Below are 21,859 nucleotides of genomic sequence, written 5' to 3'. Positions count from 1 at the left end.
ATATGAAAGGAGGTTTTTTTTATGAAAAGCCAATTACAGAAGCTATTAGAAATTCGTGTACAGCAATGTGTTTCTCATATAAGAAAAACTTCTGAGCTTTGTCCTAAAATAGAAAGAAAAAAAGAAAGCTTGGTAAAGCGAAAAGCAGAAATTGTCAAGGCAAAAGCGGTCGGGAAGATTTTAAATCGTGACGTAACAAAGGATTTAACTAGCGTGTATTATCAAGTTCATTTTCAATATTTGATTAAACAAAAAGGAGAGCTGTACCTAGAGGAAGAGATTGAAAACCGAGCGGCTAACTTTCAGCAAAATATTCTTCTAAAAGAATGGGAAATCGATCCCTTTGAACAGGAAGAAAAATGGGAAACCCCTACTTCAGAGGATGATAATGATCGTGACTTTTTTTTAAAAAAAGATGATGAATTATCTGAGCGATTATCCTATCAATATGATCGTAGAAAGGCCATTCAGTATGCAGAAAGATGGTGGAATAGTTATAATCCTGCCTATAAAAAATTTGAAAATGATTGTACAAACTTTATTTCACAATGCCTGCGTGCTGGAGAAGCTCCAATGAGAGGTTATCCAAACCGAGGGACGGGCTGGTGGATTAGAGGAAATAATTGGAGTTATAGCTGGGCCATTGCCAATGCACTTCGCCTATATTTATCAAACTCAAAACAAGGACTTCGAGCAAGAGAGGTATCAAGTCCGGAAGAATTACTGCAAGGCGATGTCATTTGTTATGATTTTCAAGGCAATGGACGATTTGACCATAACACGATTATCACAGGAATGGATGCGCTTGGTATGCCGCTCGTGAATGCCCACACAACCAATAGCCGACAGCGATATTGGGCATATGAAGACTCAACTGCGTATACACCAAATATCAAATATAAATTCTTTACGATTGTCGATGGGTGATTCCACTTATCCAATTCACGAAGACAGTGGTATAATAACATCTGGAGTAAAAAAACGCTCATCCTTTTGATGAGCTATCATTTCTAACATGTGATTTAATCCATAATAAACAAACTAATAGAGGTGAAAAAAGTGGCAGTGCACGTTGTTTTATATCAACCAGAGATTCCGTCGAATACAGGCAATATTGCACGGACATGTGCAGCGACTGATACCGTTTTACATTTAATACGACCTTTGGGTTTTTCAACAGATGACAAAATGTTAAAACGCGCAGGCTTAGATTATTGGCAATTTGTCAACATTGTTTACTATGATTCATTAGATGAGTTTTATGAGAAGAATCAAGGTGGAAACTTCTACTACATTACCAAGTTTGGCGAACAGGCTTATTCTGATTTTGATTATAGTGACGCTGGGCAGGATTATTATTTTATATTTGGCAGAGAAACAACAGGTCTTCCAAAGGATGTCATCCATAATAATAAAGATCGGAGCTTAAGAATCCCGATGAATGGAAATGTGCGATCTTTAAATTTATCTAATACAGCTGCCATTTTAGTCTATGAGGCATTACGTCAGCAAAATTATCCAAACCTACGCATGAAACAGGAGTAATCCTAATATTTGCTATATTACGGAGGTCATCAAAAGAGATGAATTCGATCATTGAAACTATTCTAAACCATCGCTCCGTTAGAAGCTTTGAGGAAAAGAAATTAACCAAAGAACAAATTGAAATAATCGTGAGAAGTGCTCAAGCAGCTTCTACTTCAAGCTTTATCCAAGCTTATTCGATTATTGGGGTAACTGATCCAAAAATGAAGAAACAATTGGCTGAATTAGCAGGAAATCAGCCTTATGTTGAACATAATGGTCATTTCTTTGTCTTTTGTGCAGACTTGCATCGCCATGAAATGATAGGGAAAATGGAAAATAAAGAGGTACTGTATTCGATTGAAAGTACGGAGAAATTTATGGTTTCTTTAATTGATACAGCTCTCGCTGCACAAAATGCTGCCATTGCAGCAGAATCCATGGGGCTCGGAATTTGCTATATTGGCGGCATCCGTAATCAACTCAATGAAGTCAGAGAGGTTTTACATACACCGGAGCATGTCATCCCACTTTTTGGCATGGCAATTGGTTACCCGAAAGATTTGAATGAACAGAAGCCACGCCTGCCATTTGAACATATCTATCATGAGAATAAGTATGAACAAGATGAAGTCAAATTAAAGACTCAGCTTGAGGAATATAATCGCTTGATCGCTCAATATTATGAAGAAAGAACCAATGGGGCAAGAAAGGATACTTGGACCAGTCAGATGGGAAATATGCTTGAGCAGCATGTAAGAATATATATGAAGGATTTTTTACAGCAAATCAAAATGGATTTGCATTAAAATATGTTCTTTTTGCCAAAAAACTGATCAGCCTGCATCCATCTGGACTCATGGGGCAAATCGAGATGTTAGGGCTCCCGCATGTTTGTATGCGAAAAGAAACTCAGGCTGAAATAATAAAAGAAAAATAGTTCAAATAAAGAAAAGCTGCCTGATCAGGCAGCTTTTCTTTTGCACATTTTATTTAAGATCTGGTTTATCTTCATATCCAGCAGTGAAAATAGCTGATAAGAAAGCAATCATAACCCCTAAAATAAGTATTAATTTCATGCTTATGTAAACCCCCTTTTAGCATTAAATCCCAAGAAATAGAATCCTATGCTTATTATAGCCTATCCATAAAAAACTGTGAATGAAAAGTATGAAGTTTTTTCGAACAACTGACTGACAATTCAAATTACTTCTTTTTTCATGAAAGATAAGCGAGACAACCTCTCTTCCTTTTATCCCACTCTTAACGGACAGTAGAACTCCCACTTCAAGAATCTGAGAATACGAAGAAGGTAAGTGGGAGATCAACTGTCCGTAAAGGTCCGATAAGTTCAACTAACCATCAGTGGGGGATGAATGGCAGACTAAAAGCGCGACGTCAATCACAACGTCTGCACTAGCACGTCCTGTGCGTCGAAAACCCCCACTGATGGAAGTTTCACTTTATGAAAATACGCATGTTCATATACAAAACCGCATAGATTATATTAATCGTCTCTGATCAAGCAAGCACAGGGGGAGGTCTATATGGACATTTTAAAGAAAATAGCGATGTTTCGCAGAGAAGAAGAAAAGCTTAAGTGGGAAGGAACATTTGGTGAGTATTTAGAGATTATCAAAGAAAAACCTTGGATTGGTCAGTCAGCGCATTCACGTGTTTACAATATGATTAAAGACGCGGGAGTAGAAGAGGTTAATAGTAGAAAGCAGTATCGATTTTTTAATAATCAGTTGTTTGGATTAGAGGAAGCATTGGAAAGGCTGGTCGAAGAATATTTTCACCCTTCCGCTAAACGCTTGGATGTAAGAAAAAGAATTTTGCTGTTGATGGGTCCTGTAAGTGGAGGAAAGTCGACATTAGTGACGATGTTAAAACGGGGATTAGAAGCCTATTCACGAACGGATCGGGGAGCCATTTATGCCATTAAAGGCTGCCCGATGCATGAGGATCCCCTTCATCTCATTCCCCAAAATTTACGTGAAGATTTCTATACTGAGTATGGTATCCGCATTGAAGGAAACTTATCTCCATTAAATATGATGCGCCTTGAACAGGAATACGGAGGGCGGATTGAAGATGTGATTGTGGAAAGAATCTTTTTCTCAGAAGATCGAAGGGTGGGGATTGGAACGTTCAGTCCATCAGATCCAAAATCCCAAGATATTGCTGATTTAACGGGAAGTATTGATTTTTCGACAATTGCCGAATATGGATCAGAGTCAGATCCTCGGGCCTATCGTTTTGATGGTGAATTAAATAAGGCCAATCGTGGGATGATGGAATTTCAAGAAATGTTGAAATGTGATGAAAAGTTTCTCTGGCATTTACTTTCCTTAACGCAGGAGGGGAATTTTAAAGCAGGGCGTTTCGCGCTAATCAGTGCAGATGAGCTCATTGTTGCTCATACTAATGAAACAGAATATCGCTCTTTTATTTCAAATAAGAAAAATGAAGCCCTCCATTCTAGAATCATCGTGATGCCGATTCCGTATAATTTAAAAGTGACGGAAGAGGAGAAAATCTATGAAAAAATGATTAATGAAAGCGATGTGGCTGAGGTTCATATCGCCCCTCACACGCTGCGAGTTGCGGCGATGTTCACGATTTTAACACGATTAAAGGAACCAAAAAAGGGCGATATTGATTTAGTGAAAAAGCTTCGTCTTTATGATGGTGAGAATGTAGAAGGTTATAATTCAGCAGATGTTAAGGAATTGAAAAAAGAATTTGTCGATGAAGGGATGAGTGGGATTGATCCGCGCTATGTCATCAATCGTATTTCCTCTACCATTATTCGTAAAGAAATGAAATCTATTAATGCTTTAGATGTATTGCTTTCTTTAAAAGAAGGACTGGATCAACATCCATCGATTACGAACGAGCAGCGGGAGCGTTATTTAAATTTTATTTCTCTTGCCCGAAAGGAATACGATGACATTGCGAAAAATGAGGTTCAAAAGGCATTTGTCTATTCTTATGAGGAGTCAGCTAAAACGTTAATGGATAATTACCTTGACAATGTTGAGGCATATTGCAATAAAGTGAAGCTTCGTGATCCGTTAACAGGGGAAGAAATTAATCCAGATGAAAAATTAATGCGTTCCATTGAAGAGCAAATTGGCATATCAGAAAATGCTAAGAAGGCATTCCGTGAAGAGATTCTGATTCGCATCTCGGCGTATGCAAGAAAGGGAAAACGATTTGATTATAATTCCCATGATCGTCTTCGTGAGGCTATTCAGAAGAAACTGTTCGCCGATTTAAAAGATGTCGTTAAGATTACAACCTCAACCAAGACGCCAGATGAGCAGCAGCTTAAGAAGGTGAATGAAGTTGTGGCTCGATTAATCGATGAGCATGGTTATAATTCCACATCAGCTAATGAGCTGTTACGTTATGTTGGTAGTTTGTTAAATCGATGATTGTCCATTAAAGAGAGCTGATTCAATGAGTCAGCTCTTTTTAAATCTAAGGTATTTACCCAATCGTTTGGATTGTGTGCATATTCTGCTCTTCAAAATCCAATGATGGAGGGAAATCGGGCTTGTCTTATGACTAGGCAAATAACCAATTGTCGTAATAATTAGTAAATTATTTTAAGAGGCTTGCATAAGATAGAGTAATCAAAAAATTGATACTTCTATATTGACACTCGGGATATCTTATGAAAATAAGAAGAAATGTGTGACAAAAAAATTAAGGAGGGGTTTGAATGACCGAAAAAAATAATAATCAGTTTGTCATTTCACAAGAAGATTGGTCCCTCCATCGAAAAGGCCAGGATGACCAACAGCGCCATCAAGAAAAGGTTCAAGAAGCGATCCGAAATAATTTGCCAGATTTAATAACAGAGGAAAATATTATTCTGTCAAATGGTCGGGATGTGGTCAAAATTCCAATCCGATCACTTGATGAGTACAAAATTCGATATAACTATGATAAAAACAAACATGTTGGCCAAGGAAATGGAGATAGTCAAATTGGTGATGTTGTCGCTCGTGATGGAAATAGTGGAGCAAAAGGACCTGGAAAGGGTCAAGGAGCAGGAGATCAAGCGGGGGAAGACTATTTTGAAGCAGAGGTGTCCCTCATGGAAATTGAAGAGGCTCTGTTTAAAGAGTTAGAGCTTCCTAACTTGAAACGAAAAGAATTGGATGAAAACCTTGTTGAAAACATAGAATTTAATGATATCCGCAAGACCGGATTAATGGGAAATATTGATAAGAAAAGAACGATGATGACGGCATTTAAACGAAATGCGATGAATGGAAAGCCCACCTTCCATCCAATCTATCGGGAGGATTTGAAATTTAAAACATGGAACGAAGTGGTAAAGCCTGATTCAAAAGCGGTCGTCCTTGCGATGATGGACACAAGTGGCAGTATGGGAATATGGGAGAAATATATGGCGAGAAGCTTTTTCTTCTGGATGACCCGCTTCTTGCGGACAAAATATGAAACAGTTGAAATTGAATTTATCGCCCATCATACTGAAGCAAAGGTTGTTTCTGAAGAGGACTTCTTTACAAAAGGAGAAAGCGGAGGAACAATCTGCTCATCTGTTTATCGGAAATCCTTAGAGATAATCGAAGATAAATACAATCCGAGTAAATACAATATTTACCCATTCCATTTTTCCGATGGTGATAATTTAACCTCTGACAATGCGCGCTGCGTCAAGCTTGTCGAAGAATTAATGAAAGTATCCAATATGTTTGGGTATGGCGAGGTTAATCAGTACAACCGCCATTCCACCTTAATGTCCGCATACAAAAACATCAAGAATGAAAACTTCAGATATTATATCCTCAAACAAAAAGCAGACGTATTCCATGCGATGAAAAGCTTCTTTAAGAAGGAAGAGAATAAGATATTAGCTTAAAAAAAGCCAACATTGTTGGCTTTTTTTACTTTAGAAAATTGGAAGCAGTGATGCAAGCCGGCCTGGTTTTAGTGAAATTTACAATAAAAAAGTCCCGCTACCTTAAGATAGCGGGAACTCTCATATGTGCTATATATCAAAATAAATTTGTGATGAATTGAACAAATAAATTGACGGTAATTGGAATTATATCCACTTATAAAACAAGATAAAATTAAGCATAAATATTTGCATTGGCTATCAAATCCAAATGGCAAGAATATCATTCAATGGACTATTTAGTATCTTTTTCGATTAGCATAAGAAGGGATTCCCAATTGATTCCGATATTTGGCAACTGTCCTTCTCGAGATTACGATACTTTCCTTATCCTCGAGAATTTTCACAATATCCTGGTCTGATAGGGGGCGTTTTTTATTTTCCGCTGAAATAATAAGCGAAAGTTTTTTCTTTACCTGGATTGATGAAGCGCTTTTATCAGACGCAGTCGGAACGGCACTGGAGAAAAATGATTTAAGCGTAACCATTCCTGTAGGTGTTTGAACGTATTTTTCCCGGACAGCCCTGCTAATGGTTGATTCATGTACATCAAGCTCCTGTGCAAGTTCTTTCATAGTCATTGGGTTTAAATGGCTGGGGCATCCCAGAAAATATTCCTGCTGTTTTTCTGCTATTTTCAAAATTACTTTGGACAAGGTTTCTCTTCTCTGTTCGATCCCTTTCATAATCCATTGGAAATCTTGGAGCTTCTCCTGAAGAAACTGATCTACCAGAGGATCTTCATTTCCGGAAAACATCTTGTAGTAGGATGAATTAAAATTTATTTTTGGAACAGACGCCTCACACAACCGCACTGAAATCTCGTGTTTCTCTACTTCAATGATGGCATCAGGGATAATAAAATGGGTTTGTTCCGTTGCAAATGTCAATCCAGGCTTAGGATTCAGTTTTTGAATGTCATCAAATACATGTTGAATTTCTGAAATTGGGACCTTCAATTCCTTTGAAAGATTAGTCCATTTTCTCTCTGCAAATAAAACAAAATAGTCGGTGATGATTTTTAACGCAAGCTTATCTTCTGGACTTTTACGCCGAATTTGAATAAGTAAACATTCCTGCAGATTTCTGGCCCCGATTCCGGCTGGTTCAAGTCCTTGGATAATGCCAATGCATTCTTCTGCCAGTTGCCTTGAAACATTCATTTTCATTGAGATTTCCTCTAAATTACCTCGAAAGTAACCATTTTCATCCAAATTTTGCGAAAGAATTTTAATAATGATTAATTGGATTCTCGAATATTTATTTAAATTCAATTGTGATAACAGCTGATCCTCAAGCAATATTGATTTATCAGCAATCTGTTCCATCCAATCTGACTTATTTCTTTCTGCTTTCCACTTCTTAGAACCATTTTCAATTGGGGCATCTTTCAAATTGAAAAGTGGATTTTCGAGAGCTTTGGATTCCAGAAAACTGGTCAGTTCCTGTGAAGAATATTGAAGCAAAGCAATCGCCTGAGATAGTTCCTGCGTCATCGTATGCTTTAATGCCTGTTGTTGCCATAATCCAGATGCTAAATTCATTATTTGAACCTCCTTCATCTATAGTGACATGCTACAGTGGGAATTGCCGGCTTTCTATCACAAAAAGTTAGATATTCCAAATCATTTTAGCGCAGCTTTTTCTTCCAACTTGTTTGTTATGAATGGCCATTTTAGTTCATCTATATTAGAATGCTATTTTTGAAAAAAATGCAATATTAGTTCATACTATGTCAAATATTATTCATAATTTTGAATAAAAAAAGCATGGAAAATCTCATGCAAAGAGGTTTTTTGGAAATAAGCAAGATAGTCAAAGCATGCTGCATATATTCCATGTGTTTCAGTATATTAGTAATGCAATTTCCATGCCTTTAGCTCTAAAGGGTTATTTTTAGAATTCTGGATAAAATTTCAGACTTTACAGTTTGTGGAATGAATAAGTGGTTTAGATTCCCTCAGACGGATGGCTCGGGGGATTTTTTAGCTAAAGGGTGTCTCACATCTTTCCGGATATGAACAAATATCCATAAATTTATCAATGGCAAAATTTCTTTCTAATCTTCGGGTTAAAAAAGTCCAATACGGTTCTGTATGTAGTAAGAAGATTCTCCTTCTTGTCAAAAAAATTTTACGCATTAAATAATCATCTAGAAGGCAAGCCAAAAAAAGCCCTCAAAAAATTTTTACTTGTAAAAAAAATTTAACAGCAACGATAAAAGAGTTCATTTTGTCTTTCTCACTTTATGAAAAAACACAAAAATGAGGCTGGAATTCCAGGTAGAACTTTTTGTTTTGAAACGAAATAGACCGAATGCCTGGCACATTTTTTGCATTATATATTTTTGACAAAGAGAAACCATGAATTTGTTTTTGTATGTTTTCTACTAGATTTTCTTCATTTGAGGAGGTGAAAAAATAGGGACAATTTTTGTAGGACTGACTGAATCATTATAAATGTATGCAGTATGTAATGAAAAAGTGGCTTGTATCATGATTAGTTAATCTTTTTCTATTTGCGTAATTATATGCCTTTAGTAAGAAAACTAGGGTCAATTCAATGATATGTCTGTTGTAATTTAATCAAAGATCACACAGTTTGGTTGGACATGGCATAGGAAAACTTTGGTAGCAATCTGAAATTGTAGTCTTTAAAGAGTTTTACTGTTTTGTTTGATTTAAACTCTTAGGAAGTTTTAACCGATAGACCCAGGCAAAAAAATTTAGTAGAAAAGGAGGGGGATTTAAGAATTTTAAAATGAAAAGAATTGTTTTGAACACAAACAAAAAATAAAGGCAGGGAAAATATTATGAAAATTAGTCAAACGAAGTATTTTGCAAGATTGATAGTACTTGGGTTTGCCAACCCTATAATTTATGTACTGCCGTACTTATATTACACATGGGGCAATCAAATGCTTGGTAGATACCACACTAACTTAACAACATTGGCTGGGTTAGTAGGTATATATGGAATTATAGCTTTAATTACGTATCTTCCATCTGGTATTTTAGTTGATATTTTTGGACCAAAGAGATTGTCGATTTTCTCATATATCGCTACAACAGTGCTAATTCTATTAAGTGCATTTGTAACTAATATTAGTGTAATAAAAATCATTTATATTGCATTGGGATTAACTACAATTTTAACATTCTGGTCACCATGGATTACTTCGATAGCAAGAGCTGGTGGTTTAGAAAATCAAACTAAGTCTTTTGGATTTACCTATACATTCGTAGGACTTGGTGGAATTATTGTAAACACTATACTTGTAAAAATCATTGGTAATACAAGTAGTGGAATTCAACCTGGGTTAATTGTGTTAGCAATAATTACAGCTATAATAGGTATTTTATATGCGATCTTATTTAAAGATATTGATACTATAGAAGGCGAAGATGATGACAGTTCAAAATTCAAATTTTCGAGAGTAATAGATGCGATAAAAATACCTGGATTATGGTATGCAGCACTTGTTGTGTTTGCTTTCTATGCATTACTTACAACAACAAGTGTATTTAACCAATTATTAACAAACACTTACGGAATGTCTAATGAACAAGCATCGTTTGTTGCAGTATTCCGTACAAACGGACTTGGTTTAATAGCTGGTCCAGCATTAGTATTTGTTGTAACTAGATTTAAATCTACAGCTAAAACATTATTAACAACTGCGATTGTTGAAGCGGTATTTGTTGCGGCAATTATGCTTTTACCAAAAAGTTCATCTTATGTTATTTCAGCTATGGTTATCGTATTGGTGATAGCATTCTTTCAACTTGGTGCTCGTGCAATTTATTTTGGCCAAATTGGTGAAGCAGGAATACCTGATCAAATTTTAGGTACAGCTTCTGGGTTAATTTCATTAATTGCATACTCTTCGGATATATATATGCCCAAACTAGTAGCAGGAATGATCACAGATAAAGCTGGAAATATTGTGACTTCTGGTTATCACACAGTATACATGCTTCAGTTTGGATTATTAGCAATGGCAGTAGTATTTAGTTTACTTGTTTGGAGAGAATCTAAAAAAAATAAAGCTAGTCTTGGATAGTGTCAAAGTTACCATCATAATGGACATTCTACTTTTTAATTGGATTTGAGTTTTGTAATGACAAATTTCTCTAAAAAGGTTTAGAATGTCCTTTTTTATGATTGCTGCTGGATCTTGCTTGTTCCTTGCATTTAGAGAAAACTAGCTCTGAATGTTAATCAATGAGATAGAATCTCAAAAGGCGAATAGGAATAAAAGATTTCACGACAGCCTAATGAAAGCTGAAAATTATAAGAAAATAGGGTGCTAACTCATGAAACAAACTAAAATTCTGGTTGAAAAAAATGTACCATGTAAGATGAGAGATGGTGTCGTCCTTTATGCGGATATTTATCGTCCTGACCGAGAGGGGACTTTTCCAGTTTTGTTAACGAGGCTTCCTTACAGTAAGGATCTGCCACATTATTCACATCGTTATTTAGATACCAATCGACTCGTGGAAAATGATTTTGTTGTAATAGTTCAGGACGTAAGAGGTCGCTTTCAGTCTGAAGGTGAATTCCAATCATTTAATCAAGAAGCAGAAGATGGTTATGATACGGTGGAATGGGCAGCAACACTGCCGTATTCAACAGGAAAAGTAGGCATGTTTGGTATGTCATATTATGGCTATACGCAGCTTTTGGCAGCAGTAAGGAAGCCACCACACTTAACAGCTATTTTCCCGACAATGACTTTAAATGATCTTAGAAATGGTTTTGATTATCGAAATGGAGTATACCTTGCAGGTTTGTCTGAAACCTGGTCACTCGAATCGATTGCTGCTGATATGCTGAAGCGAAAACATGAAAACCTTCAGGAAAGAAATGAGGCCATCCAAAAGGTTGCCGATAGTCTGAATAACATAGAAGATTTCTACCGCTTTGCTCCGATTAATCAATGGCCTCCATTAAGAGAACTTGGTGTAACTGATTATTTTTTTGAAGAATTGTCCCATCCTATTGAGGAAGATGATTACTGGGAGAAATCGAGCATTGCTGACAAATACAAGGATCTGGATGTACCAGCTTTTCATTTAAGCGGTTGGTATGATTGTTTTACTGGTCCGACGTTGACCAATTATGTGGAAATGACAAAATCAGAACAATTACAAAAGTTAATCGTTGGGCCATGGACACATGGCAATTTTGCGTCTGTGCAAGGAGAATGCAGCTTTGGTGTTCAATCTTCCGGAGATTGGATTGATTTGAAGGAGAACATTACCGATCTTCATATTCGCTGGTTTGACTATTGGCTAAAAGGGATGGATACAGGTATTGAAACGGAACCCCCAGTTAAAATTTTCATTATGGGAGTTAATAAGTGGAGAGATGAAATGGAATGGCCACTTGAGCGAACTCAATACACGAATTTTTATTTGCACAGCAAGGGACAAGCAAATACAAAAAATGGTGATGGCCATCTTTCTATGAATCAGCCTGAAGAGGAGGAGACAGATACTTTTATTTTTGATCCGAACCACCCGGTACCGACAAAAGGTGGAGGTACGTTATTTGCAGCATCGTTGGCAATGGGCCCCGGTCCGATTGATCAAAGCTTGAACGAAGAAAGAGAAGATGTACTGGTCTATTCAACTAATCCGTTAACAGAAGCAATTGAAGTGACAGGACCGATAAAAGTAAAGCTATGGGCTTCAACAGATGCAAAGGATACGGATTTCGTTGCCAAGCTTGTCGATACTGCTCCTGATGGAAGGGCCATCATTTTAACAGAAGGAATTGTAAATGCAAAATATCGCAATGGCAATAAGTCTGAAAAGGAATTGAACGGGGAAATCGTTGCATATGAAATCGATCTTTGGGCAACAAGCAATGTGTTTTTACCAGGGCATCAAATCACACTGGAAATTTCCTCTAGCAGTTTTCCTCAGTATGCGCCAAATTTAAATACCGGGAAATCAATGTTGGAGAGTAAAGAGGCTGTTAAAGCACAGCAAATGATTTATCATAATGAGAAATATCCTTCTCACATGATATTGCCAATTATTCCGATAGAGAGCTAATGAACAGGTCTCTATGAAATTTTTTAACGATGATCTATAGAATGATAGTTTAAAAAAATATATTTAACCAAACGACAGGTAGAAAGAAGAAAACCTGTCGTTTTTTCTATATATAGCCTCATTTACATATAACTCTCCAAAGCCTCGTTTATTTATTGTTATTCACCAAATTTACACATTTTAAATTCAACAAAAATGTCATCTTGAAGCTTGATGTGTTCGGAAGTGACTCCTGTTTGTCAAAAAATTTTTACATACTATATTACCCTCTCGATGACAACCTATCAAAGGCCTACAAAAATATTTTACATGTAAAAAAATTTTGACAACAACGAAATATGAGCTTATTTTGTTTTCCTTAGTAAATAGCAACCTCCACATTTAAGGCATAAATTCGCGTAAAAATCATTTTCTTTTACACGAAAAGTATCGGGGATCTGGCACAGTTCTTGCATTATATATAGTCGACAAAGAAAAAACATGGTTTCTCTTGTCAAAAAAGGTGCTGCTAAATTTTTTAAGTAGATTTGCGGTGTCCCTCTTTAGGGAGCAATGACGAAGAATTTAGAAAAAATAGGAGGGCTAATAATGGATTTTAGACTTACGGACGAGCAAGAATTATTAGTTAAAGGTATTCGAGAGCTGATGGCTAGAGAAAACTGGGACAGCTATTTTGCAGAATGTGATGCCAGCAGCAAATATCCGGAAAAATTTGTAAAGGAATTGGCTGATTTAGGTATTGACAGTCTTTTATTGCCGGAAGAACATGACGGTTTTAATGCAGGGCTGGTTACTTTAACAGCTGTTTGGGAAGAACTTGGAAGATTGGGAGCACCGACCTACGTACTCTATCAGTTACCAGGATTTAACACAATTTTACGAGAAGGAACTGAAGAACAAATTGAGAAAATCATGGCTTTGCGTGGTACAGGCAAACAAATGTGGAATTCTGCCATTACTGAGCCAGGAGCCGGATCAGATGTTGGAGGCCTTCAGACTACTTACACCCGTAAGAATGGAAAAGTATATCTAAACGGACATAAAACCTTTATTACAAGCAGTGCGGGAGTTCCGTATTTAGTGGTAATGGCAAGAGATTCTGAAAACTACAATACGTTTACAGAGTGGTTTGTTGATATGAAGAAACAAGGCATTAAACTTGAGAAGCTCTCTAAGCTTGGTTTGAGAATGGATAGCTGCTGTGAAATCTACTTCGATAATGTTGAATTAGAAGAAAAAGATATGTTTGGAACTGAGGGAAATGGTTTTAATCGAGTAAAAGAGGAATTCGACTTTGAGAGGTTCTTAGTTGGATGCACGAACTATGGCACAGCTTTTTGTGCTTTTGAGGATGCAGCCAAATATGCCAATCAAAGAGAGCAATTTGGAGAGAAGATTGGAAGATTCCAATTAATCCAAGAGAAATTTGCTAATATGGCAATCAAGATCACAAATATGCGAAACATGTTATATGAAACTGCATGGAAATTTGACAATGGCACAATGGGAAAAGGTGATGCGGCAATGTGTAAATATTATTGTGCACATGCAGCCTTTGAAGTTGTTGATGATGCAATGCAAATATTAGGTGGCGTTGCGATCGCGGGTGATCATCGCATCAGCAGATTCTGGCGGGATCTTCGTGTCGACAGGGTTTCCGGCGGAACCGATGAAATGCAAATCCTCACAGCAGGCAGAGCGGTGCTCAAACAATATCGCTAAGGATTAAGAATGGGAACAGTCGTATATCAAAATTAAGATTCTACTACCTTAAACGAAAGGTGAGATATTGAAACGATGACGAAAAATTCAAATATGCCGGTATTCGGAAATCTGCAAGGATTAAAAGTTGTTTATTCTGCAGTTGAAATTGCTGCTCCGGAAGCAGCACAAATGATGGCGGAATGGGGAGCAGATGTAACGTGGATTGAAAATACATTTAACGGTGACTCAATGAGAGACACGACATATGTTAAAGAATTAGAACGGCGGAATCAGCACAGTTTATCCTTAAATCTCTTCTCGGAAGAAGGAAGAGAAGTATTTTTAAAACTGATCGAAACAGCAGATATCTTTATTGAATCGAGCAAAGGGCCAGTCTATGAAAAACGTGGCATTACGGATGAATTGCTGTGGGAACACAATAAATCCCTGGTCATCGTTCATGTTTCTGGGTATGGCCAATATGGGGTGCCTGATAGAGTAAACAGGGCAGCGTACGACCAAACAGCCCAGGCGTTTAGCGGTTACTTAGCTCAAAATGGGGCTGAAGATCAACCTATGATTGCTGCTCCTTATACCGGTGATTATATGACTGCACTTATGGTAGTAGGCTCATCTCTGGCTGCCCTTCATAAGGCTCAGAAAACAGGAGAAGGAGAGAGTATTGATGTTGCCATGTATGAAGTGATGCTTCGCATGGGCGCCTATTATATGATGGATTACCTTAATGGAGGAATACTCTATCCGCGTGCAGGGGCCAGACATCAGAACTTATGTGGAATTGGGGTGTATAAGTGTAAGGATGGCTTCCTTAGTTTATGTCTTTATGGGGCTCCACAGAACAAGGCGATTCTTGAAAGAATCGGACTGGGTTATCTTTGGGGAACGGATGAATATCCGGAAGGCACAACGGCACTTTGGCTTGATAGCCCTAAAGCAGACTTAATCCAACAAAAAATAGAAGAATACCTTTTGACGCAGCCGGTGGATGAAGTAGAAAAAGACTTTTCAGATTGCAAAATTGCGGCTAATAAAATGCTGACGTTTGAAGAATTGCCGGACCATCCTCATTTTATTGAGCGCGAAGCTTTCATAGAATGGGAAACGATTGAGGGGAAAAAATGCAAAGGTCCAAATATTTTTCCTAAATTTAAAAACAATCCGGGACAAGTTTGGCGGCCAATGCCAACGCTGGGAATGGATACGGAGGATATTCTGCTCAATCTCGGGTATTCAAACGAGCGCATTCAGGAACTATGTGAAAAACGCATAATCAAAAAAAGCGAAAGCAGATAAGGCTTCGATCATGTGAGAGGGATGAGGTGCATGGCCAGTGGATAAGTGCACCTCGTCCCACACATCTTGGGCTGTAAATGAAAAATAGATTAAGAAGGTGGAAATATGAGAGTTATTTCATGCTGTAAGGCTGTACCTGAAGAACAGGATATCGTCGTTGCAAAAGATAGACAGATTTCTTTTGAAAAGGCGGAATGGAAATTTGGTCAATATGATCTCAATGCTGTTGAAGCAGGCAAACAAATCGTAGATGCCACAGAAGGCCAATTGTCTGGTTTATGTGTTGGAGGCAAAATTCTCGATAATCCAAAATTGAAAAAAGATATTCTTTCCAGAGGTCTGAATGATCTTTATGTTGTGATAGATGAAACCTTGGAACAAGCGGACACATATCAATCGGCCAGGATTTTGGAAGCGTCCATAAAAAAAATGGGTAACTTTGATTTGATCTTGTGCGGTGCCGGTTCATCGGATTTATATGCCCAGCAGGTAGGCAATCAATTAGGTGAATTGTTGGGGATTCCGGTCGTTAATGCGGTAAATAAAATTACGCCTCAGGGAGACAAAGTCATCGTTGAACGTGCTCTTGAAGATGCGATTCAAGTACTTGAAATCACATTACCTGCAGTCCTGTCCGTTTCATCGGAAATTAATGTCCCAAGGATAGCAGGGATGAAAGATATTATTGCGGCCAATAAAAAGCCGGTGAACAAATTGACATTAACTGAGATCGAAGCTGCAGATTATCAGCCATCCAGTATGATCGTGAGCACACTGGCACCTGAACAGGTGGATCGCCGCCTAAATATTCTTGAAGGCGAATCTGAAGATGTTGTGGATGCTTTTGTGAAACTATTAAGTGCTGAATTGAAGTAATCAAAAAAGAGGTGAAGATTTTATGACAATCAATAATGTTTGGATTATAACCGATGATCAAAACTCTATCGGAGAATTGTGCACCGGAGGACACCAACTCGGTGCGCAAGTATCTGCCGTGTTATTTGGTGATAAAAATCAAGACGAAGAAGCTATTGCGTCAGGAGCCGACATTGTCTATTTGTTTGAACATCCCGGGGAATCAGTAATGGTAGAAGCCTATTCTACATCAATTACCGAATTGCTCCGTGCAGAAAAAGCAGACTTAGTAATGGTCCATTCTTCCATTCGCGGTAAGTTAATCGCTGGACGAATTGCCTCTCAATTAGGTACCAGTGCAATTTCAAATGTTACAGGGATTAGAGTAGAAGATGGAAGCATTATTGCGAAACACATGGTTTATGGCGGTGCTGCAATAAGAACGGAAAAAGCTTTATCAGAAACAGCTGTTGTAACAATCGGTACAGGAGTATTTGCTTCAATGCCTAAGGAAGCGGCAAGACAGGGAAAGATCATCGAAGTCGATTCGAATGTCGACGATGCTGGAATTCGGATTCTGGAAAGTCGTCCAAAACAGGGCGAATTAGTAAATCTAAGTGCTGCGAAACGGGTTATTGGCGTTGGCAGAGGTTTTGCAAACAAAGAGGATCTGAAAATGGCTGAAGCACTTGCTGCTCAGGTTGGAGCCGAGATGGCCTGCAGCCGGCCGATTGCCGAAGGCGAGAAGTGGATGAGCAAAGAACGCTATATTGGTGTATCCGGCGTTGTTCTGAAGCCAGATATTTATATTGCCATGGGTATATCAGGCCAAATTCAGCATCTGGTAGGTGTAAACCAAGCTAAAACACTAGTGGCGATTAACAAGGATAAAAATGCACCGATTTTTAAACATGCTGATATTGGTTTGGTCGGAGATCTGTATAAAGTTCTGCCGCAAATCGTTGAAAAATTGAAAGCATAGAATGAGAGACATGATTCTCGTTACTAAAGAGACTAATACCAGCTTTTCAGCAGCATTTTAAAAATATCCCGTCATCAGAGTATCTATCATAATCAAGAACAACTATTTGTAGGGGTGATAAGCAATGGGCGAGGAAAAATTTGACGCAATTATCGTAGGAGGAGGCCTTGCCGGCTCTACTGCAGCTTATGTTTTGGCACAGGAGGGTTTGGAGGTTCTGCTCATTGAAAGAGGTAATTACGGTGGTTCTAAAAATATGACTGGAGGCCGCCTCTACGCTCACAGTTTAGAAGAAATAATACCAAATTTTGCAGAGGAAGCACCAGTAGAGAGAAGAGTAGTTAAAGAACGTATCAGTATGATGACTGAACAAGATGCGGTAACAATGGATTATCATTCTCCCTACTTAGCTGAAACGGGCAGTGATTCTTATGTGGTTTTGCGCGGTGAGTTTGACCGATGGCTCTTTAACAAGGCAGAAGAGGCGGGAGCGATCGCTGCAGCGGGTATTAAGGTCGACAAATTAATAATGGAAAATAATCGGGTCACAGGTGTTATCTGCGGCGATGAGGAAATGAAAGCAGATGTCGTGATTTTGGCGGATGGCGTCAATTCACTATTAGCTGAAAAGGCAGGCCTTAGAAAAAGGGTACAGCCTTCTCAGGTTGCTGTGGGTGTCAAGGAAATCTATGAGCTGCCGGCAAAAGTGATTGAGGATCGTTTTGGCTTAACAGGTAATGAAGGCGCCGCATGGTTATTTGCCGGGTCTCCCAGCAATGGGCTCGTCGGCGGGGGTTTCCTGTATACCAATAAGGAAAGCATTTCGATTGGCTTGGTTCTTGGCCTGGAGAATATCGGAGAGAGCGATAAAACAATCGAGGAAATGCTTATATCATTTACCAATCATCCTGAAATTGCGCCTTTAATTAAAGATGGAAAGCTTATTGAAAGAAGCGGTCACGTTGTGCCTGAAGCTGGCTTATCCATGGTCTCAACCTTGTATGGTGACGGCTTCCTGATTTGCGGCGATGCAGCCGGCTTTTGCTTAAACATCGGTTATATGGTAAGAGGGATGGATTTGGCTATTACTTCAGGAGAGCTGGCCGCAAAGGCTGTTCTTGCTGCAAGAGAAAAGGGCGATTTTAGTTCGGCCTCTCTCAAAAGCTACAAGGAATTACTGGATAAAAGTTTCATCATGCATGATCTTTCTGTTTATCAAAACTTCCCTGCATTTATGGATAATGATCGCATTTTTAACCAATACCCGGAAATGGTATCCAATATAATGAAAGAAATGTTTGTGGTTGACGGAAAACCAGCCGTTCCATTACGGAAGAAAGCGATGAAGCATTTAAAAACGATTGGTCTTATGAATTTGGTAAAAGACGGACTGAAGGGAGTGAAGTCTGTATGAGTATAACCATTGAGGAAAAATTGGGCGTAAATAAATATTTTGTTGATGAAGAGAATGCTCATATAGAAATAGATCCTTATTATCCCGATATGAAGGAGAAAATGAAGCTTGTCAATGCCTGTCCTGCTGGCCTGTACAAGCTTAACGAAGATAAAGACTTAACCTTTGATTATGCCGGATGTCTGGAATGCGGTACTTGCAGAATCTTATGCTTAGGCACAATCGTAAAGAAATGGGAGTTCCCTGAGGGCACAATGGGAGTAGAATTCCGTAAAGGATAATGAACAGAAAAATAATTAAACTGGAAAGTCCCATATGTATGAGGCTTGGCTGCAATGATTAAAGTACAAAACTTGAGCGATGGGAGAGTTAAGAGGTGTGAAGAATGGCAGATATAGTGGGGAACAAGACTTTGCGAGATATGTGGGATGAGCTGGCCCGGATAAACGGTGAAAAAAAAGTCTTGATTTTTCATGACTGCAACGGCAAGAATTGTGAGTTTACCTACTCACAATTTAATGAAGAAATTAATAAAACGGCAAATCTTTTTATTCAGATAGGGATAAAAAAGGGAGATAAGGTTGCCATTCAACTCTATAACAGCCCCGAGATCTTGATGTGCTGGTTTGGTCTAGCCAAAATCGGAGCAGTTATGGTTCCCATAAATACGAAATACACACAAGAAGAATGTAAAGAGATAATAATAAAATGCGGTGTTGCTACCGCAGTGACAGAAGAAAAGTTTTTACCTTTTTATGATCGAGACCGGCCGGATGCTGATAACAGTATAAAAAATATATTGTTGGCAAGAAGTGAAAAGCAAATTCCCGGGACGATAAACTTTGGGATCAGTAAGGAAAAGCAACCTAAGGAATTAAAGGAGCTCAGACCTTTAAGCAGTGACGATGCGGCCGAAATTTTGTTTACATCGGGTACTACATCCAAACCAAAGGGCGTTGTCATTACCCATTGCAATATGTTATATGCAGGTATTTTTACCGCTTGGCAGCTGTCGATGAGACATGATGATCGGTTTTTAACGATTATGCCTGCTTTTCATGTTGATTTTCAGCTTGATGCCCTCATGCCGATCCTTACGGTTGGCGGAACGATGATTGTAGTGGAAAAATACAGTGCCAGACGTTTTTGGCAGCAGGTTTGCGACTATAAGGCTACGATCACAGAGTGTATCCCAATGATGGCTCGAACAATGATGATGCAGCCTCAACAAGAATGGGAAAAAAATCATTGTGTTCGTGAAGTGTACTTTTATCTTGCTCTTACAGAAAAGGAAAAGAGTAGCTTTGAAGAACGCTTTAATGTACAATTGCTCGTTTCCTATGGCTTAACCGAGTCTCTTGTCGGTGTAATCGGCGCCCCTCCGAGCGGAGAGAGAAATTGGCCTTCGATCGGAAAACCGGGTTTGTCTTATGAAGCAAAGATTATTGATGAGGAAGGGAATGAACTTCCTCCTAACACAATTGGTGAACTTTACATTAAGGGTGTACCCGGCAGAACTCTGATGAAGGAATATTATCAAGATCCGGAAGCAACAGCAAAGGCATTGAGGCCCGGAGGATGGTTACACACGGGGGATAAGGGCTATGTGGATGAGTCAGGCTGGTTTTATTTTGTTGACCGCAAAGTAAATATGATCAAAAGATCCGGTGAAAATATTTCCACTACTGAAATTGAAAATATCCTCATGTGTCATCCGAAAATTGCTGAAGCAGCAGTGATTGGTGTGCCTGATCCTATTCGTGATCAGGCAGTCAAAGCCTTTATTATTTTTAAAGAGGGTGAAGAATTTAACACTGAGGAGATTTTGGAATATTGCCGGGCGCATATGGCTGAATTCAAGGTGCCGTCCTTTATAGAGGTGAGGAAATGTTTTCCAAGGACCTGTACCTATAAAGTACAAAAAAAATTGCTGGAATAAATCACAGGCTTTGCCTATGAATTTTGCAGATATCATTTATTAAGAAGAGAGGATGATTAAACATGGCAATAAAAACGGAAATGGTTGGGCAAACATTCGGACCTTTTGAACGTGACTACAATTTCAAGGATTTAATTCTGTTTGCGCTTGGCTGTGGTGCCGGTGTCGATGGAAAAACGGACTTGGAATATGTGTATGAAAAGAATTTAAAAATTCTTCCCATGTTTGCAGCGATGCCAATCGTCGACAGTGAAGTCACGAAAACAATTGATTATGGTTATAACTATGCCGGATCTCTCCATTGGGGATTTGATTTACAATTTCACCAGCCACTGACGAAATTGTCCGGTAAATTAAGCACATATGTACTGCTCAAGGGGTTGTATGATCGCGGCTCTGATAAAGGTTTGTTAGCTCAGCATGTCGGCGAGACCTTCGATGAAACCGGTGCGAAAATATTTACCAATGAAAGCTGGGATTGTTTGATTTATGACGGAGGTTTTGGAGGGCCAAAACCGCCAAAAGATTTCGTGGAAATTCCGGATAGAGAACCGGATTATGAGATTGAAGAGCGGATTCCTGAAAATCAAGCACTCATTTACAGATTGTCCGGGGATTATCACCCACAGCACGTTGATTGGGAATATGCCAAAGCAAATGGTCAAATGAAACCAATTCTTCATGCTGTGAGTTTCGCAGGAGTTGCCTGCCGCCATTTCGTTAAAACATTTATTCCCGGAGAACCTGAGAGATTAACACGTTTCAAAACTCGCATTACAGCATCACTTCTTCCGGGGGCAACCATTAAGACACAAATGTGGATAATGGGCGAAAATAAGGTTCACTTCAGAGTCATAGATGCGTATACACAAGCAAAGCCGTATCTAAACTTTGGCATTATTGAATGGAAATAACAGCGGATTCGAAGAAACTAAAAAAGCAGATATACAAGTACAAAAAAACTGGTTGGTAAACGATACAATATTATAAAGGAGCAGAAGTGAAGCACTGATACCATAGTGGAAATTCAGGAGATGTTCAGAAATATTTCAAAAAGTACTTCGCTTTACTCCTATCTTTATATCGGCATACAGGAGAAAATAATGTGAAAACTCAGGGA

Annotated in this window: 16 protein-coding genes; 15 read left to right on the top strand and 1 reads right to left on the bottom strand. The window is 38.5% G+C overall.

Features of this window, described 5'->3' with window-relative positions; all coding sequences use genetic code 11:
* The first annotated feature begins 21 nt into the window (after window positions 1–21).
* The 5 genes from ACE38V_RS18310 (at window position 22) to yhbH (ending at window position 6,427) form a co-directional block, all read left to right on the top strand.
* Window positions 22–927, top strand: a complete 906-nt coding sequence (locus tag ACE38V_RS18310; protein ID WP_375843505.1) for an amidase domain-containing protein — start codon at window positions 22–24, stop codon at window positions 925–927.
* Window positions 928–1,059: 132 nt separating this feature from the next.
* Window positions 1,060–1,545 (top strand): tRNA (uridine(34)/cytosine(34)/5-carboxymethylaminomethyluridine(34)-2'-O)-methyltransferase TrmL, encoded by a 486-nt coding sequence (trmL, locus tag ACE38V_RS18305; RefSeq protein ID WP_375843503.1) that lies wholly within the window; start codon window positions 1,060–1,062, stop codon window positions 1,543–1,545.
* Between the two features lie 38 nt (window positions 1,546–1,583).
* Window positions 1,584–2,333: an oxygen-insensitive NADPH nitroreductase gene (gene nfsA, locus ACE38V_RS18300; protein WP_375843502.1), complete on the top strand. Its 750-nt coding sequence runs from the start codon at window positions 1,584–1,586 to the stop codon at window positions 2,331–2,333.
* 738 nt (window positions 2,334–3,071) lie between these two features.
* Complete coding sequence (locus ACE38V_RS18295; RefSeq protein WP_375843501.1) at window positions 3,072–4,967, top strand: PrkA family serine protein kinase; 1,896 nt, start codon at window positions 3,072–3,074, stop codon at window positions 4,965–4,967.
* Between the two features lie 290 nt (window positions 4,968–5,257).
* The gene (gene yhbH, locus ACE38V_RS18290; RefSeq protein ID WP_375843500.1) at window positions 5,258–6,427 is read left to right on the top strand and encodes a sporulation protein YhbH; all 1,170 of its coding nucleotides are present in this window, start codon (window positions 5,258–5,260) and stop codon (window positions 6,425–6,427) included.
* Between the two features lie 278 nt (window positions 6,428–6,705).
* Here the strand turns inward: yhbH and rpoN are convergent, their stop codons facing one another.
* On the bottom strand, window positions 6,706–8,010 hold the full coding sequence (rpoN, locus tag ACE38V_RS18285) for an RNA polymerase factor sigma-54 (RefSeq protein ID WP_375843498.1): 1,305 nt from the start codon (window positions 8,008–8,010) through the stop codon (window positions 6,706–6,708).
* A gap of 1,268 nt (window positions 8,011–9,278) precedes the next feature.
* Between rpoN and ACE38V_RS18280 the strand changes: the two genes are divergently transcribed.
* The 10 genes from ACE38V_RS18280 (at window position 9,279) to ACE38V_RS18235 (ending at window position 21,653) form a co-directional block, all read left to right on the top strand.
* The gene (locus tag ACE38V_RS18280; protein WP_375843496.1) at window positions 9,279–10,529 is read left to right on the top strand and encodes an MFS transporter; all 1,251 of its coding nucleotides are present in this window, start codon (window positions 9,279–9,281) and stop codon (window positions 10,527–10,529) included.
* A gap of 253 nt (window positions 10,530–10,782) precedes the next feature.
* Window positions 10,783–12,531 (top strand): CocE/NonD family hydrolase, encoded by a 1,749-nt coding sequence (locus ACE38V_RS18275; RefSeq protein WP_375843494.1) that lies wholly within the window; start codon window positions 10,783–10,785, stop codon window positions 12,529–12,531.
* Window positions 12,532–13,119: 588 nt separating this feature from the next.
* Window positions 13,120–14,253, top strand: a complete 1,134-nt coding sequence (caiA, locus tag ACE38V_RS18270) for a crotonobetainyl-CoA dehydrogenase (protein ID WP_375843492.1) — start codon at window positions 13,120–13,122, stop codon at window positions 14,251–14,253.
* A 75-nt stretch (window positions 14,254–14,328) separates the two neighbouring features.
* The gene (gene caiB, locus ACE38V_RS18265) at window positions 14,329–15,549 is read left to right on the top strand and encodes an L-carnitine CoA-transferase (protein WP_375843491.1); all 1,221 of its coding nucleotides are present in this window, start codon (window positions 14,329–14,331) and stop codon (window positions 15,547–15,549) included.
* Window positions 15,550–15,654: 105 nt separating this feature from the next.
* Window positions 15,655–16,425, top strand: coding sequence for an electron transfer flavoprotein (locus ACE38V_RS18260; protein ID WP_375843489.1), 771 nt, complete (start codon window positions 15,655–15,657; stop codon window positions 16,423–16,425).
* Between the two features lie 76 nt (window positions 16,426–16,501).
* Window positions 16,502–17,386 (top strand): electron transfer flavoprotein subunit alpha/FixB family protein, encoded by an 885-nt coding sequence (locus ACE38V_RS18255; protein ID WP_375843486.1) that lies wholly within the window; start codon window positions 16,502–16,504, stop codon window positions 17,384–17,386.
* Window positions 17,387–17,510: 124 nt separating this feature from the next.
* Complete coding sequence (locus tag ACE38V_RS18250; RefSeq protein WP_375843485.1) at window positions 17,511–18,800, top strand: FAD-dependent oxidoreductase; 1,290 nt, start codon at window positions 17,511–17,513, stop codon at window positions 18,798–18,800.
* Window positions 18,797–19,081 (top strand): ferredoxin family protein, encoded by a 285-nt coding sequence (locus ACE38V_RS18245; RefSeq protein ID WP_375843484.1) that lies wholly within the window; start codon window positions 18,797–18,799, stop codon window positions 19,079–19,081. Before ACE38V_RS18250 ends, ACE38V_RS18245 begins: the two co-directional genes overlap by 4 nt.
* Window positions 19,082–19,185: 104 nt before the next feature.
* Window positions 19,186–20,739: a crotonobetaine/carnitine-CoA ligase gene (caiC, locus tag ACE38V_RS18240; RefSeq protein WP_375843482.1), complete on the top strand. Its 1,554-nt coding sequence runs from the start codon at window positions 19,186–19,188 to the stop codon at window positions 20,737–20,739.
* A 62-nt stretch (window positions 20,740–20,801) separates the two neighbouring features.
* On the top strand, window positions 20,802–21,653 hold the full coding sequence (locus tag ACE38V_RS18235) for a MaoC/PaaZ C-terminal domain-containing protein (protein ID WP_375843480.1): 852 nt from the start codon (window positions 20,802–20,804) through the stop codon (window positions 21,651–21,653).
* Window positions 21,654–21,859 lie beyond the last annotated feature (206 nt).

This window comes from Cytobacillus sp. Hz8, assembly GCF_042263505.1.
Lineage (GTDB): Bacteria > Bacillota > Bacilli > Bacillales > Cytobacillaceae > Bacillus_BE.
Note: the sequence above shows the minus strand (reverse complement) of the source record. Positions and strands in the feature narration are given on the sequence as shown.